Raw genomic sequence first — 14494 nt, 5'->3', positions numbered from 1 at the left:
GCTTTCTCGTCTTTTGGTTGAAGAGTCTTCCATGTCCTCCGAATCCAAAACCAAAACATTCCTCGAATTTCAATTCGCGATGCTTCTCATCAGCGGAAACATTCTTTTTGCAAAATTGATCGACGAAAGCGTCTGGATGATCACTTTCAGCCGAACGGTTTTTGCAAGCGCCGGACTCTATCTCTTTTTGAAATGGAGAGGTAAACCCGTTTTTTTTACCGCCAAAACGGAGAATCTCGCATCTCTTGGAAGCGGGGTTCTTTTGGCGGTTCATTGGATCGCATTTTTTGCTTCGGCGCGACTCGCTTCACCGGCCATCGCGGTTCTCACCTTGTTTACACATCCGGTGATCACGGTTTTTATCGAACCGATCTACTTTGCGACACGCCCGAAAAAGACGGATCTACTCCTCGCACTTTTGGTTCTTTTGGGAGTGGGAATTCTCATTCCGGAATTAAAACCGGGAAACGATCTTTTTTTAGGAATTCTTTCGGGGCTTTTTTCGGCCTTCGCCTTTTCGTATCGAAATCTGATCACAAAAAGATTCCTTTCCCATCACGGAAGCGCTCAGGTGATGTTTTTACAATCTCTCACCGCCGCTTTTTTTCTCGCTCCGGTTTGTTATTGGGATCCGATTCCGTCTAACGTTCGTTCTTTAGGTCTTATGATTCTTCTCGGAACATTTTTCACCGCCTTTGCTCACACACTGTATGTAAAATCCATGTTCCAGTTAAAACTCAAAACCGCAGGAATTCTTTCCAGCATTCAACCCGTGTATTCCATTCTTCTCGCCTGGATCATATTAGGCGATATTCCGGGTTATCGCGAAATCACCGGCGGAGTTTTGATTCTTGTGGCCGGAACCTTGGAAACGATTCGTTATAAAAAGGACGTTCCATAAGATGAATTTAAATCTGGCTCTGATCGATTCCAGCGCCCCTTTTTTTGTAAAGGCCCCCGGGGAATCGCAGAACTGGTCGAAAGCGCCGATCGGACTTTTGGAAAAGAACCAAAAGTTTAGAAAAAAAACTCATAAAAAGATAAGGGAGAATTTCGATTCTTACGTTAAAAGAGTGAGTACGATGGGATACAACGCGATCTCCATCGACGAACTTTCCTTTCTTACGGATTTTTCGTTTTATCCGGACGATCTTCGTTCAAAAATTCAATCGTATCAAAAGTCCTATCGCAAACTTTTTAGAACGGCTAAGAAGAATAGAATGAAAGTTTTTATTACGAGCGACTTTCTCTTTTCCAATTCTTATATCGAAACTGAAACAAAAGGAGATTTTGATCGGGTAGTTTCCCTGTTCTATTCCGCTCTGGAAAAACTTTTCTCCGATTTTGAAACCATAGACGGAATCATTTTAAGAATCGGAGAGTCCGACGGGGTCGACGTAAAAGGCGACTTTCGAAGCAGACTTTTTTTAAAAACTCCGGAAGACGCCAATCTGCTTCTCAGGGAAATTCTGCCTTTATTCAAAAAACATTCTAAATCCTTAATATTTCGAACGTGGACGATCGGCGCGTATCCGATCGGAGATCTTATCTGGAATCCAAAAACTTATGAGAAGGTTTTCCAAAACATTCCTCATGAGAATCTGATCATTTCCATGAAATACGGAGAGGGAGATTTTTTTCGTTATCTAAAACTCAACTCACTCTTCTTCCAAGACGAGAGACCAAAACTGATAGAATTTCAGGCAAGAAGGGAATACGAAGGATTTGGAGAATTCCCTTCCTTTGTCGGTTGGCAATATGCCTCCTTTCGGGAAGAACTAAAAAAGGCGAAAAACCTGGTGGGATTCAGCGTTTGGTGTCAGACGGGCGGCTGGTCCTCTTTTAAGAATATTACGTTTTTAAAAAATACTTCCTATTGGAACGAACTCAACACCTTTGTTTGTATCGGTCTTTTTAAAAAGAATTGGACCGTTAAAAAAAGTCTTCGCAAGTTCTACGGTAAAAAAGACCTTCGGGAGCTGATCCGATTTTTAAGACTTTCGGACGGGGTAATCTTAAATCTTCTCTATGATCCGGAATTCGCCGATCGACAACTTTATATCCACAGAGTCAGGATTCCTCCTTTGCTTCATATCACCTGGGATCGGGTCACGATCAGCGATCATTTTAGAATTCTTTACGATTCTTTCTGCAAAGACAAGGAAACCTCTGTTCGTATGGGATACGCCGCAATAGAAAGTTTGAAGGAGATGGGTAGGATCGCAAAAAGAATTTCTCTACCGTATGACTTTCGTTTTCAATACGATACGTTTCAGATCTTTGCGTTTTGCCGCGAACTTCTTTATATTCCGGATCCGGAAAGACAGAACTATCTTTTAGAAGAGACGATTCATCTTACAAAGATCTACGCCGAAAATTATCCGAATGCTTACAAATTCAGAATTCTTTCCCGCAAAAGAACTCCCGGATTTATGTCTAAACTTTTACTGAAATTATTCATTCGAAGAAATAAAGACATGAGAATCCTGGATCGAATTCTTTTTTCTCCTCTTATGAGACATTTTTATCTATTCTTATATCAAAAGATACGTTCCAAACTTCCCTCGTTTATAAATCAGCAAGCGATGCCTGTCTCCGAACTCTTAAAGTAGAAATCGGTTTGACAGATTTTCGCTAACTTAATAATATTTTGACTATGAACTCCGATAGAAACCTTTCGATTCAGTATTCGAAAATTATGATTCTCTTTAGCGCCTTTGAGACTCGTTTTGTCTCTTTCAAAAATTCTAAGCTTAAAACGTCCGTAAGCGCGTTCTTATTTTTGATTCTTTTCGCTCAGTGTTCCTCGGGGGATAAAAAAATCGCTCCGAACGAATCCGCAAGCGGCGCGGGAAGATCGGCCTATTCCGCAGACGAACCTCAAATAAACCAAGAGGAGGAAGCGGCTCCTTCGGGCGCGTCCGACCGTTCCGCAAATGCGGACCCGGACGCAAAACCTACGCAGGGTTGTATTCAAGGAGAGTGTAATTCGGGATCCGGAACTTATGTCTACGATAACGGCGATGAATACAGAGGTTCCTTTCAAAACGGCTTAAGAAACGGTCCGGGAAGAATCAAATATGCAAACGGAGACAGATTTGACGGAGGTTTCAAAGACGATCTGAAGGAAGGCAAAGGAACTTATATCTTTAAAAACGGAGCCCTTTTGGAAGGAACGTTTCAGGCAGGTTCCATGATGGGTCCGGGGAAGGTTCGTTTCCCGGATACGAGCGTCTATGAAGGAGACTTTCAAGACGAAAGAAACTCCGCGGAAGGAACTATGAGTTCTTCTTTTGACGGATCCAAACAAAATTGTAGAATTCAAAACAAAATCGTTCTTTGCGGCGGAGGACGCGGCGCGGAATCCCCTTACGGAAAAAATTAATTTCCAAAAAATTAAAACGCCGAAAATGGAAATTTTACCGTAAAAATCAAAAACTGACTTTATTGCCGGTTTTTGATTTTTACACGACTTCGCTTAACAAAATCTCAATCCCCGCTCGAGGAAGAACTCCCCGACCCCACTCTTTTTTGATAGAGTTGAATCCTTTTTTCGTCCATCCCCACGAGCGTATGAGTGATCTTTAATTCTTTTCCAAGCGCCTCTCCTCCGGTTCTGAGTTCCACGACTCGATACCAGATTTCTCCCGGAGGAATATAAAACGCGTGATTGATACAAAGACATTTGAACTTAAAACCCAAGGAACTTTCGGCGGGTTCCATAGAGTGAGGGGCCGCAAAAAAATAAAAGTTTTGGTCGCTTGTGTTGCGAACCACGAGAACAAATTTCTTTTTGGAACCGGGTTTGAGATAAAGATCGTTTCCTTCGATCGGGGAAGAAACGGGAGCCTCGGAGATTATTTTCACCGTGCCTGTCGCCCAAAGATCCACCGGTCTTTGAGAAGCTCCTTCGAAAAGTTCCATCTCGAACGGAAATTGTTTTTTCTCCCAGAGAACGGATACTTGGATCTGTCGATCGGGATCGCTCTCCAGCGGTCCCGTTTGCGAATCGGAACCGGAGGATTCTTTTTTACATTCTAAGCTTAAAAGGAAAAAAACAAAAATCGCGATCGAAACTAAAAACGACTTCACTCTAAAGCCATCTCCAAAGTTTTGAAGTCGAGTTTTCGGCTCGGGCTTGTGTTTTGAACATAGACGTTTCCGTTTAATTTTTTGATCGTGATAAAATCCTGGAAGATGATTTCCTTTTTATCGGGATCGGTTTCACCCATATTACAATCCCTTCCACAACCGTTGCAGTCCATGTCTTCTCCTCCGTAAGCTTCCTCGAAAGAAGATGAGTATTTTCGCATATACCCGAATACTCTCAACTTTAAAGAATCGGCCGAGGATTCTTTGACCTCGTAGTTTCCGATCGCGTAGAACTTACTCGTCTTGTGTACGACACTCGAATCTCCGCTTTTCTGATCCTGCGTATTTCCTTCCATAAAAAAGGAACCGTCGGAACGCATTCTCAAAGTCCAATTGGATTCGATCCTGACTCCGTTTGTGTCTTCCGAGGAAACAGCGGATTCCGAATTTGCGATCGTTTCCGTGCTTTGAATTTCTTCCGGAACTGAGGAAACTTCGGAACCTCGAAGCCCGTGATTGAGAATCGTATCCAAATCGGGAGGCGTAAATTGAAGATGATTTTGCCGCGCTATACTCTGCGATCTCGAAATCGGGTTGATAAGAATCCAATTCTTATCCTTTCCAAATCGAATCTCGCTAAGGACCAATCCCTTGTACATATTTCCCGCGTAGATATCATCCACGGTCAAACGAAGAGTGGAACCTTCGAAGGTTTTTTCCAAGGCGATTTCCTGAGGCCCGAGGACGTCCTGCACCTGAATCTTCTGAACATAACCGTTGTCTCCCGTTAGGGTCGCGGTCTTCAATCTTCCGTTGGAATAACAGTGTTGATCGGATCTTTGATAACCGTTCCAGATCTTGATGGAGTTGATCGTTTGAGGTTCTTTAAATCTAAAATCCAAAGTAACACCCTTTCCCTTTTTATCGGAGGCCCAAGCATACTCGTAACGGGAATCGAAAAGATTCATCACGTCGTAGGATAAAACCGGGTTTGCGGTTTCGGAGGCTTTGGCGGAACCTTCCACGATTTTAGGAAGTTTGAGAGAAAACGGTTTCTCCCGCTCGTCGTAAAAACGGATTTCTCCGATACACAGATCCTTATTTTTTCGAAAGTTGATCGTCACCGATCGGGCATAGACGGGTTTTTCAAAAGATACGATGGCTTTGGTTCCGCTTAACGTGGCGGAAGCGCTGAGTTCGTCGAAATTGATATAGGCCGAGACCGCGTCGCTAAATTCTCCCTTACAGGAATCGACCTCGACTTTTTTTAATTGAAAGCCTTCGTCCGGATAAAAATGCATCTTTACAAATTCAGCGCCCGCTTCGGGTTTCCAGGAACCTCCGCCTAACGCGGCAAAAGCGAGTTTGTCGCTTAATGAAGTCGAAGTCGCCATCGAAACACTCAGTTCTTTTTTACAATTCCAAGAACTCCATGCCAAAAGAAGGATTAGGATAAAAATACTCTTATTACGATTCATCAAAGAATTCTCCAGGAAAGAATTTTCACGAGTTTATGGATATTCCAGATTGTGTCAAATGCAAAGAACTCGGAGCCCAAAAACTACTCACCCCATTTCTCCATACCTTCATCCACAAGGGAACTGAATCTTAAGAAAAATCTGTCGTAACAACGAGAATCCTCCGTAAACGAAATCCCCGCTCCGCCACGCGATCCTCAGAGAGCGGAGCATTGAGTTGACGCGATCCGTAGAGAGCGGCGCGTTTGAGTTTTTTCGGTGGCGGGGCGAAAACTCCGGGAGATTTTGCTCGTTGCTCGATCACAGAATCATAATTTTGCAAGGAACATTCTTCTCGGAGCTTTTGTAGGAACTCTTACAAAATTCCGAACGCGATTTTGTGAAGGCTAAAAGCTCCTTTGAGAAAGGTTTTAGCGATTTCTCTCGGTTGGAGAAGAATTTCTTGACGTTAGTCGTGGCTTCTTTTGGATGGCTACATTGATAATGAGAATTACTCTCATTATCAATTAAAAAGAGGAAATCATGAAATCCAAACTACTCTTCCTTTTCAGCCTTCTCTGGGTTCTGGATTGCGGTGAAAAGGCTTCCGACCCCAATACACTCGCGTCCATTGGTCTGGCATTAGCCCAGTCGAATTCGTCTTCCGCCGGGGTTTTTGAAGTCGTTTCTCCTAAGGACGGAGACGTCGTCTCCGTTTATCAACTCGAACCTACGGTTTCCGCGAATGAAAACGGAACCTTAGAAGTTTTTCGAAATGGGGAAAAGGTTTTTTCCGTAAACGCGGATTCTACAAACGCAGACGGAAAGAATTTAACGAAGGTCACGGCCTTCAAACCGACTAACGGAGAAAATACGCTCCAATTTCGCTGGAAACGTCCAGACGGGGAGATCCTACAAAAGGAAATTCGTGTTTACTTCGGAACCAGACTCACCGCCGGGGCCGCTCACTCCGGTTTTTTAAAAGACGGAAACGTCTATACGGTTGGAAGAAATAATTTCGGTCAGCTTGGAACCGGAACTTCCACGGGAGACGGAATCAACGATGCTATCACAAAGTTGAATTCGTTCAGCGATATTTCGAGCATTCATTTTACCCAGAACAGCTCAATGGCGATTCTTAAAAACGGAAAGGTCTTTACCTGGGGAACCAACGCAAACGGCCAACTGGGAATCGGAAGCAACAACACCGATCCCGCGACACCGTCCGCAGCCGGACCTCGCTTACCTCCTTCCGAGGTTCCGGGGATCAACGACGCCGTTATGGGGGCTTATGGTTTTGATCACGGTCTCATTCTAAAATCGAACGGCACCGTTGTTTCTTTCGGTTTGAACAATGTGGGCCAACTCGGAAACGGTGCGACTGGTATGACCGCGACCACCATCTCCTCTACTCCGGTCTCGGTTGTCGGGCTGAGCGACGTCGTCCAGATCGTCGCAGGTTCTCAACATTCCGCAGCGCTCACATCCAACGGCGACGTTTATGTCTGGGGAAGAAATCAATACGGGAATCTTGGAAACGGAGCCGTCGACACGAGTACAACAATTCATTCCACTCCTCTGAAAGTCGCGGCTCTATCCGGAATCAAACAGATCGCAAACGGGAGAGATCATATTCTCGCGCTTAAATCCGACGGTAAGGTTTACTCCTGGGGGTTGAATGCCAGCGGACAACTCGGAATCGGAGGAAGCGGATCTCCGACTCCCACCCCGACTCCAACAGAAGTTTTGAATATTCAAAATGCGGTATCCGTTTGGGCCGGTGGAACCCAGAGTTTCGCCGTGTTAAACGACGGAAGCGTCAAGGGCTGGGGAGCAAACGGAACCACCGCCAATCTCGGGATCGGGGAAACTACCACTACGAAACTCTACGCTCCCAACAGCGCGGTGATCGGTATCAAAGGGCTCATCCATTTCGGATGCGGCGCAACCCACAACTTCGCCCTTTTGGGAGACGGTTCCGTGTACGGTTGGGGTTGGAATTTCAAAGGATCCCTGGGAAGACCGGATCTTCAGACAAACTGGGGAGCAGCGACCCCGGTATCCATCACTCTTCCGTAATATTTAGTTTTTAGAATGTATTTTAAAAAACAGATTCACACGTTTTGTTTTATTCTCTCTAAAGCGGAGGTTTTAGGGAGAATCCGTTTTCTTTTTGTTGTTTTATTTTTTCTCTCTTTTACGGGATGCCAAATTCCGAAGAATAAAACCTGCTCTTCCGTTACTTCCTGTCCGGAACTCGGCGCGATTCTTCTAATTCTTTCCAATCTTCCTTCCGTCAATCCTTGGGATTACGAGGAGGGAGAAGAATACCAAGGAGGAACTAGGATGACTAGTTTTCAAACCGGGGCGACTGCCTTTCGTCAATTTGCTCCTGATTTTTCTCTCAATGCGATTTCGGAGTTTACCGTGGGACAAACCGTCTTCGAAGTTCCTTGGATTCCCGGTTTTTCGGCAGCTCTCCCGGATCGGGACGGACTAGGTCCTTTCTTTCATTCCAATTCCTGCGTTAGCTGTCACCTCGGAAACGGAAGGGCCTTGGAGGAGGACGGAGACGTTCTTACCTTTAGTTTAGTCCGTTTGAGTTCAGGTTTGAATTCCCATTCTCCCGATCCTCAATACGGAGGCCAGTTTCAACCCAACTCCGTCGCGGGAGTTACCAAAGAGGGAACCGTGATTCTAACCTACCAGGAAATCGAAGGAAAATTCGCGGACGGTTCGGGTTATAGTCTTCGGTCCCCTATATTCAATTTTTCGAATTTAGGATACGGAGCCCTGCCCGGAGACGTTAAAACTTCTCTCCGAGTTCCTCAACAAGTGATCGGACTCGGTCTTTTGGAAGCCGTCCCCGAAAATACGATCCTTTCCTTTGCGGATCCGAGCGATCTCGACGGAGACGGAATTTCAGGCAGAACAAATTATATTCCGAACCTCAACGGCTCCGGTTCGTCCTTGGGAAGATTCGGTTGGAAAGCTAACAATCCGAGTCTGATCCGCCAAAATTCCGCGGCTTTTTTGGGAGATTTGGGAATCACTTCGCCTCTTTTTCCGAATGAAAATTGCACTACAAACCAAACCCAATGCCAAGCCGCGGCAAACGGAGGAGCTCCCGAGGTTCCTCAGTCGAAGATTGACGCGATCACAAATTATATGAAACTCGTCGCAGTACCGGTCCGAAGAAAACCTTCAAACGCAAGCGTTCTCTCCGGTAAGGAGCTCTTTTTCAAAGCAGGTTGCAAAAATTGTCATATTCCAAAAATGTTAACTCGTTCCGACGCAGCTTTTCCGGAACTCTCCAATCAGACGATCCGACCTTATACGGATCTTTTGTTACACGACATGGGGGACGGACTCGCCGATCAAAGACCGGATGAAGAAGCTGACGGAAGAGAATGGAGAACCCCTCCTCTCTGGGGAATAGGACTTTTTGAGGAAGTAAACGGACACACCCGTTATCTGCACGACGGAAGGGCCCGAGATCTAAACGAAGCGGTTCTTTGGCACGGAGGCGAGGCGGAAAAAAGCAAAAACTACTATTTACAACTGGATATCCGTCAAAGAAACCATCTCCTCAACTTTTTAAAATCGCTCTGAGTTTGTAGTCTTCTATCGGTAAAAACAAACTCGGATTTTTTAGTTACGGAGTCGCGTACTGATAGACGGTTTCAAAAAGGATCGTGGATCCAAGTTTTAAGTTTTCTATGCTGATGTTCTCGTCCTTTCCGTGAAGAGTCTCCGTATCCTTCGAGGTCAGGATCGCAGGATTGAGCCCGTAACAACGAATTCCGATTCTTCTAAATCTAGCGTTATCCGTCTTTCCTGAGGACATAAACGGAGCTGCGACACTTCCTTGAATTTTGGAAACGCTTACGTTGGCAAGAATCTGAAAGAGTTCGTCTTCAAGAGGAGAATCATCCGGCCCGATCTCGTCGACGATCTCCACTTCCACTCCGTACGGTTTTGCGATTTCCTTTATCCTTTCGAAATATTCTTTCGTATCAAAACCGGGAAGCACCCGAATATCCAGTTTTCCTAATGTTTCTCCCGAAAGGACGTTGTAACCGTCCCCTTCCAGAGATTCGATTCCGGTGATCGCCTTCGTATTGCTGGTCATCGCCGAGAGATGTTTGCTTTTTTTGAGAGTTCCGGTGAGAAACGGTTTGATCAAAGGGTTTGAGGCGTTTTTCAAAAAGAAAGAGGTCGGAAACGAAGCCACCCTTCCCAACTGATAAAAATAAGCCCTCGTCTCTTCGGTGATTCTTACGCCGACGTCGTAACGCAGAACTTCCTCGTAAAAACGAAGAAGATTTAAGGTCGCGTAATCGGAGGTGGGAGCGCTCCCGTGTCCGCTTTGTCCTTTCGCCTTGAGTTTTAACCATAGATTTCCCTTTTCGGCGTATTGAATGTTGAATATAGTAGAACCCGGAATTCCGATATCCTTCGTTGCGACCCCTCCTTCGTTTAACATCGTATCATAATCTTCGAATATACGTTTGTGTTCTTTCGCCATATAACGAGCGCCCCAGAGACTTCCGCTTTCTTCGTCTGCGAGGGATAAAAACATCACCTTTCTTTTGAGTTCCACGTTGGAACGTTTTAATTCCAAAAACGCGATGAGTTGCATCACGGCGAGGCCCTTCATATCCAACGCCCCTCTTCCGTAGATTTTCCCGTCTACGATTTGACCGGAATAAGGAGGAACACTCCACTCGGACGCGTCCGCTTCCACGACGTCGCTATGATTTCCCAAAATGATTCCTTTGAGTGAATTCGGTTTTTTAGGCTCCAGAATCGCGACTAAGTTTGCGTGTTCGGGATGTTCTTTGGAAGCGTAGATCTTGGAAGGAATTCCTTCCTTTTGCAGAAGGTTTTGGAGATAACGAACAACTTCGATCTCGTTTTTTCTTTCAGTACGAATCCGAATGAGGTCCTGCAAAATTTGGACGGCTTCCTTTGTTCTTTCGTCCCAGTTTACTAAAACCGGATTGGGTTTGAGAGAAATCGTTCGGATCGGAGAAGAATAAAAACATCCCAGAACTCCGAGACACAAAACGATCCATAGAAGACGAATTAAAAACATAATACCACCCTTCTTCCTTACGAAAGGAACAATCAAATCCTTCCCGGATTTTCCATCGATCTAAATTTGAACCCGAAAATCTTTTGTTATTTGCGAAAGCACGATCCATAAAGCCCGAACTTCGTATGTTCAAAGGAACGATTTCATTTTTCGACGTCGATCTTGGATTCCCGTTGACAGAAAGGGAATTCTGGATAAAACGTTTGGATTCTAAAATCCACTGGAATACATTTCTAAATTCTCCTAAGAGGTCTTATGGCATTTCGTAGAACGATCGGAGCAAGCGCGTCCGAAGACAGATTGGAAAAATTGATTCAAGATCGATTACAACCCGGAGCCGACAAAACATTAGTCGACCAAAGAATCTGGGATCTTTTCGGCGAAGAATGGTGCGTGATGTTTACCGATCTTTCCGGTTTTTCGAGAGGAGTCGAAAAATTCGGGATTATACATTTTTTACAAACCATCCACGAGTCCGAAAGAATTCTCATTCCGATCATCGAAGACCACGACGGAATCCTCTTAAAATCGGAAGGAGATAGTTTTCTCGTGATCTTTCGAAACGTAGGAAAGGGAATCGAGTCCGCGATCAAGATGCAGCAAATTTTAATAAACTACAACCAGGACAAGATCCCGGAGGAAAAAATTCTTCTTTGTGTGGGACTCGGCTTTGGAAAGGTTTTAAAAATCGGCGACACTGACGTTTTCGGTTCCGAAGTCAACACCGCGAGCAAACTCGGAGAAGACACCGCGGAAGCCGGAGAAATTTTAGTCACACAGTCCGTCTTTGAACAGGTCCGTGAAAAACACCTTCGATTTGAAGAATTGCCCGAAGCCCCCGCCGGAACTCCAAAGGCATACAGACTTGTCTTTTAATTCTATATTCTAATTTTAGAATATAGATAGACGCTGCATTCCTCCATAGGGTGAAAGGCCCTATGGCATTCCACTCTGAAACGGCAGTTGGATCGGATTCTTCCTTGACTCATTTCTAAAAAAGTATATCGTCTAAAGACGTTCGGATGGAATGCTTTTTTATCAGTTCTAAAAAAGACCGATCCGATCTTTTGGAAAATCGATATGAATCCGAAATTTGATAAAAACTCGAGAATGGGAAAATTTCTATTTTTCTGCTGTTTCATTTTTTCAATCGCAGCTTCCGGAAATTGTAAAACGAAATCGGATTCGGGTATCACAGCCCTCGTTGAATACGCGACGGTTCTCGGGGAAACAAAATGTGAATGTGAAAAAATCGAAAGAGCCGAAGGAGCGGAGTCCGAAGAAGTTTCGATTTGTCTTCGAAAACTGGAAGACGCTCAAAAAATATACGGAGTCAACATTCGTTTGTTCCCGGATTTGGCGCAAAAGGGTGAAAAACTGATCCAAGGATCCTATACCAAAAGATGCCCTCTCTAAGGACAATTCTTACGTCCTTTAGTCGTTGAATCTATACAATCTTCCCCTCACACTCAGATCTCAATCCAATGAGACGGCATACGGAAAAAACCTATGCCGATTTTCTTTAGTTTTAAGATTCCATAGATTGAGAAAACGAATCCGACAAACGATTGGATTCTATCCTGCGTTTTCCTTTCTAACCCGAAAGGGGGATCGCCTTTTCGACAAACACGCGTTTGGTCCTCTAATCATTGTGACTTTTTAAATTCTTAAAAAACTCGACTCGTTTTTTCGTTGCAGTCTCTGAAGGATCGAAGAGATTTCATCCGCCTATGGTCCACTACGAACACAAACCTGCTCTCAAGTCAGCCAAATCGTCCAGCTCCGGTAAACCTCCGATCCTCTTTGTTCACGGGGCTTGGCATGGAGGATGGTGTTGGAATGAGAATTTTGTACCTTACTTTCAAAAAGCGGGATACGAGGTTTATACCCTGGATCTCAGAGGTCACGGCAAAAGCCTGAGTATAGGTTCGTTTCGTTGGACATCGATCGGGAACTACGTTCAAGACGTTCGAAAAGTGCTGGCTCAACTGCCCGAATCCACCGTTTTGGTCGGACATTCCATGGGCGGATTGGTCGTGCAAAAGATATTAGAAACCGCTCATATTCCAAAAGCGGTATTACTCGCGAGTGTTCCTCCTTACGGCGTTTTTAGAATCACTTTGGAATTACTACTCAAACATCCGATCCGTTTTCTGAGGGTGCTCGGAACCCTTTCCCTGTTTCCTCTCGTGGAAGATCCGAAACTGAGCCAGGAACTTTTTTTTTCGAAATTGTTAAGCGACACAAAGGCTTTTCACTACGCTTCGCGTCTTCAGGATGAATCCTTTTTTGCCTTTCTCGGAATGTTGGTTCTTTCCCTTCCCAAAACAAAAAAAATAAAAACTCCTCTTCTCGTGATCGGAGGAGAAAAGGACAGATTTTTTCCTCCTTGGGAAGTGACGCTAACGGCAAAGACGTATGGAGTGGAACCTGAAATTTTCCCGAATATGGGTCACAATCTCATGCTCGACGAAGGATGGGAGAATGTAGCAAAAAGGATCGACTCTTATCTTTCGCCGGAGGCGGTTTCCAAAACGAAAATCTCTTCTAAAAAAACAAAGCCGGCTCCTAAGAAAAAGGCAAAACACCAGAAAAAGAAAAAATAGAAATTTCCGTTCGTTTTGATTCTTACCGTACGGGATTAGAAATTCAGTACATCGATTTTATATTTTTCATCGATCGAGTCTTTTTTAGTCCGTAAAAAGGCAGCATCGATAAAATTACCTTTTTCGAAAAGCCGGATATACGTTATACGTTCTTTACGGGTCTATTCGATGGAGGATTTTAAAGAAGAAGAAATCACTTTCGAGAATTCCTCGAACGCTTTTCGAAACGTTTCCTTGGTTTCGAAGTCGACAAGTTCTTCCTGATCGTTCATTTTTTTACGAGCGAGAGTGACACAAAACGAAGCCGGTTCAACTACGGTTACGTTCATTACTTTCAGGGTCTGCAACAAAGAAGCGTGGGCCTTGTCTCCTCCCATATAGGAAGGGGAAGCGCTGAGAGCCATTACCGGTTTGTCAACGTATTCTCCCGAACCTACCACCCAGTCTAAAGAATTCTTAAGAACTCCCGGAATTCCGTGAGCGTATTCCGGAGTGCAGATCAAAACCCCGTCCGCATTGTTTAACGCTTTCCGGTAACGTAAAACGACTTCGGGAGAATTTTCGCCGTCTATGTCAGGAGAAAAATGAGGGAGTTCGCCTAATTCTTCATAGGTGATAATTTCCATTTCCGGAGGAGCCGTCTTAGTAATAGCCCGTAGTAAGGAGGAATTTGTAGATTGGGAACGAAGACTTCCAGAGATCGCAAGAACTTTCATAGTGTAGAATTTAGATCGTTAAAAACTGAAATCGGGTTAAAAAATTTTTTCTAAAAAGATTCTTACCCGTTAGAAATAAATTTCAGGAGAAAGGAGAAAAATCCATTCCTCAAGCAGTCGTCTGTGAATCCATTTGTTCGATCCAAATCGCGTGTTCCGTGTCCAGGTATTCCTTCACACTTTGAATTTTGCCGTTTTCGATCGTAAAAAGAAAATGATAGTGATTGTTGTAGAGTTTTCCGTTCGAATGTTTTCCCTTGGATTCCGCCGTGAGAGAAACGCGGTTGTCTTCCGCTGTAAAATCGTGAAGGATAAAATTAAAATCGGAGAAAGTTCTGTGCAAAAGTTTAAACCCGAGAAGGACGGTTCTTTTGTCGTTTTTCCCGGAAACTTTGGTTTTACCGATGATCCACCAAACGAGTTCGTCGCTTAACAATTCCGCCGCATCGGAAAATCGTTTTTCGTTCATCCCTTGAAAATAATTCAGGACAACCCGTTTATTGTCTTCCAGATTCATTCTTATTT

13 protein-coding genes are annotated in these 14494 nt (G+C 44.4%); 8 read left to right on the top strand and 5 right to left on the bottom strand.

What is annotated here, in order from left to right; genetic code table 11:
- Positions 1-31 precede the first annotated feature (31 nt).
- From JWG44_RS17850 to JWG44_RS17840, 3 genes are read left to right on the top strand one after another with little or no spacing between them, the layout of a single operon-like run.
- Entirely contained in the window at positions 32-901 is an 870-nt protein-coding gene (locus JWG44_RS17850; RefSeq protein ID WP_205276348.1) for a DMT family transporter, read from the top strand.
- Between the two features lies 1 nt (position 902).
- Complete coding sequence (locus JWG44_RS17845) at positions 903-2612, top strand: glycosyl hydrolase family 67 (RefSeq protein ID WP_205276347.1); 1710 nt, start codon at positions 903-905, stop codon at positions 2610-2612.
- Positions 2613-2656: 44 nt separating this feature from the next.
- Positions 2657-3385, top strand: coding sequence for an MORN repeat-containing protein (locus JWG44_RS17840; protein ID WP_205276346.1), 729 nt, complete (start codon positions 2657-2659; stop codon positions 3383-3385).
- 104 nt (positions 3386-3489) lie between these two features.
- On the opposite strand, the gene lsa20 is transcribed toward JWG44_RS17840, so the two are convergent.
- Together lsa20 and JWG44_RS17830 are read right to left on the bottom strand one after the other, a co-directional pair.
- On the bottom strand, positions 3490-4092 hold the full coding sequence (gene lsa20 / locus JWG44_RS17835; protein ID WP_205276345.1) for an LIC11469 family lipoprotein adhesin Lsa20: 603 nt from the start codon (positions 4090-4092) through the stop codon (positions 3490-3492).
- The gene (locus JWG44_RS17830; RefSeq protein WP_205276344.1) at positions 4089-5570 is read right to left on the bottom strand and encodes an NADase-type glycan-binding domain-containing protein; all 1482 of its coding nucleotides are present in this window, start codon (positions 5568-5570) and stop codon (positions 4089-4091) included. The genes lsa20 and JWG44_RS17830 overlap by 4 nt, the downstream gene beginning before the upstream one ends.
- A gap of 522 nt (positions 5571-6092) precedes the next feature.
- On the opposite strand from JWG44_RS17830, the gene JWG44_RS17825 reads away from it, so the two are divergent.
- On the top strand, positions 6093-7628 hold the full coding sequence (locus JWG44_RS17825) for an RCC1 domain-containing protein (protein ID WP_205276343.1): 1536 nt from the start codon (positions 6093-6095) through the stop codon (positions 7626-7628).
- A 15-nt stretch (positions 7629-7643) separates the two neighbouring features.
- Entirely contained in the window at positions 7644-9161 is a 1518-nt protein-coding gene (locus JWG44_RS17820; protein ID WP_205276342.1) for a di-heme oxidoreductase family protein, read from the top strand.
- 43 nt (positions 9162-9204) lie between these two features.
- On the opposite strand, the gene JWG44_RS17815 is transcribed toward JWG44_RS17820, so the two are convergent.
- Complete coding sequence (locus JWG44_RS17815; protein ID WP_205276341.1) at positions 9205-10647, bottom strand: M20/M25/M40 family metallo-hydrolase; 1443 nt, start codon at positions 10645-10647, stop codon at positions 9205-9207.
- A gap of 255 nt (positions 10648-10902) precedes the next feature.
- Here JWG44_RS17815 and JWG44_RS17810 point away from each other — a divergent pair, with 255 nt between their 5' ends.
- The 3 genes from JWG44_RS17810 (at position 10903) to JWG44_RS17800 (ending at position 13253) form a co-directional block, all read left to right on the top strand.
- A complete protein-coding gene (locus JWG44_RS17810) occupies positions 10903-11523 on the top strand; it encodes an adenylate/guanylate cyclase domain-containing protein (RefSeq protein WP_205276340.1) in 621 nt (206 codons plus the stop codon).
- A 204-nt stretch (positions 11524-11727) separates the two neighbouring features.
- A complete protein-coding gene (locus JWG44_RS17805) occupies positions 11728-12063 on the top strand; it encodes a hypothetical protein (RefSeq protein WP_205276339.1) in 336 nt (111 codons plus the stop codon).
- Positions 12064-12377: 314 nt separating this feature from the next.
- Entirely contained in the window at positions 12378-13253 is an 876-nt protein-coding gene (locus JWG44_RS17800; protein WP_205276338.1) for an alpha/beta hydrolase, read from the top strand.
- Between the two features lie 161 nt (positions 13254-13414).
- On the opposite strand, the gene JWG44_RS17795 is transcribed toward JWG44_RS17800, so the two are convergent.
- Both JWG44_RS17795 and JWG44_RS17790 read right to left on the bottom strand, forming a co-directional pair.
- Positions 13415-13969, bottom strand: a complete 555-nt coding sequence (locus tag JWG44_RS17795) for an NADPH-dependent FMN reductase (RefSeq protein WP_205276337.1) — start codon at positions 13967-13969, stop codon at positions 13415-13417.
- A gap of 109 nt (positions 13970-14078) precedes the next feature.
- Positions 14079-14486 (bottom strand): nuclear transport factor 2 family protein, encoded by a 408-nt coding sequence (locus JWG44_RS17790; protein WP_205276336.1) that lies wholly within the window; start codon positions 14484-14486, stop codon positions 14079-14081.
- Between the last annotated feature and the right edge of the window lie 8 nt (positions 14487-14494).

The organism is Leptospira ainazelensis, from assembly GCF_016918785.1.
Lineage (GTDB): Bacteria > Spirochaetota > Leptospiria > Leptospirales > Leptospiraceae > Leptospira > Leptospira ainazelensis.
This window is presented reverse-complemented; position numbering and strand designations above follow the sequence as displayed.

Excerpts from the sequence above, each read along its gene's own strand:
- JWG44_RS17805 (WP_205276339.1), top strand. The coding sequence starts at position 11,728 with ATGAATCCGAAATTTGATAAAAACTCGAGAATGGGAAAATTTCTATTT.
- JWG44_RS17825 (WP_205276343.1), top strand. The coding sequence starts at position 6,093 with ATGAAATCCAAACTACTCTTCCTTTTCAGCCTTCTCTGGGTTCTGGAT.
- JWG44_RS17830 (WP_205276344.1), bottom strand. The coding sequence starts at position 5,570 with ATGAATCGTAATAAGAGTATTTTTATCCTAATCCTTCTTTTGGCATGG.
- JWG44_RS17800 (WP_205276338.1), top strand. The coding sequence starts at position 12,378 with ATGGTCCACTACGAACACAAACCTGCTCTCAAGTCAGCCAAATCGTCC.
- JWG44_RS17795 (WP_205276337.1), bottom strand. The coding sequence starts at position 13,969 with ATGAAAGTTCTTGCGATCTCTGGAAGTCTTCGTTCCCAATCTACAAAT.
- JWG44_RS17850 (WP_205276348.1), top strand. The coding sequence starts at position 32 with ATGTCCTCCGAATCCAAAACCAAAACATTCCTCGAATTTCAATTCGCG.
- JWG44_RS17845 (WP_205276347.1), top strand. The coding sequence starts at position 903 with ATGAATTTAAATCTGGCTCTGATCGATTCCAGCGCCCCTTTTTTTGTA.
- JWG44_RS17815 (WP_205276341.1), bottom strand. The coding sequence starts at position 10,647 with ATGTTTTTAATTCGTCTTCTATGGATCGTTTTGTGTCTCGGAGTTCTG.
- JWG44_RS17790 (WP_205276336.1), bottom strand. The coding sequence starts at position 14,486 with ATGAATCTGGAAGACAATAAACGGGTTGTCCTGAATTATTTTCAAGGG.
- JWG44_RS17840 (WP_205276346.1), top strand. The coding sequence starts at position 2,657 with ATGAACTCCGATAGAAACCTTTCGATTCAGTATTCGAAAATTATGATT.
- JWG44_RS17820 (WP_205276342.1), top strand. The coding sequence starts at position 7,644 with ATGTATTTTAAAAAACAGATTCACACGTTTTGTTTTATTCTCTCTAAA.
- JWG44_RS17810 (WP_205276340.1), top strand. The coding sequence starts at position 10,903 with ATGGCATTTCGTAGAACGATCGGAGCAAGCGCGTCCGAAGACAGATTG.